General features: G+C 47.2%; 1 protein-coding gene. It reads right to left on the bottom strand.

Translation table 11 applies throughout. From position 1 onward, the window contains the following. Positions 1-33 precede the first annotated feature (33 nt). Positions 34-1,242, bottom strand: a complete 1,209-nt coding sequence (locus tag AACW06_RS19580) for an IS256 family transposase (RefSeq protein WP_192076333.1) — start codon at positions 1,240-1,242, stop codon at positions 34-36. Positions 1,243-1,305: the final 63 nt, after the last annotated feature.

Raw genomic sequence — 1,305 nt, 5'->3', positions numbered from 1 at the left:
GACCCTGTAAATAATTCTGTGTAACTATCGGGGTTACATGTATTCAGTGAGTCGGTCTTCGAACATAATCATAAAGCGGTTTAGAGCTTGTCGCCAGTTTCTAATCGGCATCGTCCACTTCTTGGAAGCATCTCGGATAGCGAGGTAGATCACCTTTCTAGCTGACTCATCCGTTGGGAAGAGCTTGCGCTTCTTAATCGCTTTTCTAATAACGCTGTTGAGGGATTCAATGGCGTTAGTCGTGTAAATGGCTCGGCGTATATCCTCTGGGTAGTTAAACAGGGTGTTGAGATTATCCCAATGCGCAGTCCAAGAACGACTGATTTGGGGATACTTGTTGTCCCATCGGTCAGAGAACTGCTCCAGGGCCAGCAGCGCTTCATCTTCTGTGGCTGATTGGTAGATTTTCTTTAGGTCAGCCGTCACCCCTTTGTAGTCTTTCCAAGGAACGTACTTGACTGAGTTTCGCACCATGTGGACGATACAGAGCTGTATTTGCGTCTCTGGGAATGCAGTGTTGATGGCGTCAGGAAAGCCTTTTAGCCCGTCAACGCAAGCAATAAGGATGTCTTTTACCCCACGGTTTTGAAGCTCAGTCAGCACGTTAAGCCAGAATTTGGCACCTTCCGTTTCAGAGAGCCACATGCCGAGCAGTTCTTTTTGGCCTTCCATGTTGACGCCTAACGCAAGATAGACCGCTTTGTTGATGACTTGCTTGTCTTGACGCACCTTAACCACGATGCAATCGAGATAGACGATAGGGTAAATTTCGTCGAGAGGTCGCGACTGCCATTCAATCACTTGCTCAAGCACCGAGTCCGTTACTTTTGATATCAGCGTTGGCGAGACATCGGCATCATACATTTCCTTGAACGTTGCGACGATTTCACGTGTGGTCATGCCTTTCGCGTACAAGCTCAATATCTTGTCGTCCATGGATTGGAATCGTGTTTGGTGCTTGCGGACGAGTTGAGGTTCAAAGCTGGCTTCACGGTCGCGGGGAACGTCGATATCGATTTCTCCATCATCGGTGATGATTGACTTGCCCGAGTAGCCATTGCGGGAGTTGGAGCTGGTTCTAGATTGGTGTTTTTGATATCCAAGGTGCTCATCGAGTTCAGCGTTTAACGCCGTTTCAACGGTCACCTTGGTTAACATTTTGCGGAAGTCATCAAGATCAGATTCTGTCTTAATTGACTTTGCTGCTTCACGAGCAAAAGCTTCGAGTGCTTTCTTATCCATATTGTCCATCCTTAGCATTTAAGGCTTAAGTTTAGACAGTTACACAGAATTCAGGACACCCTC

This window comes from Vibrio sp. S12_S33 (genome assembly GCF_963889785.1).
GTDB lineage: Bacteria > Pseudomonadota > Gammaproteobacteria > Enterobacterales > Vibrionaceae > Vibrio > Vibrio aestuarianus.
The sequence above is the reverse complement of the archived record's forward strand: the minus strand, read 5'-3'. Positions and strand labels throughout refer to the sequence as shown.

What these genes read in the sequence shown, in the direction of transcription:
- AACW06_RS19580 (WP_192076333.1), bottom strand. Translation starts at nt 1,242, where the DNA reads ATGGATAAGAAAGCACTCGAAGCTTTTGCTCGTGAAGCAGCAAAGTCA.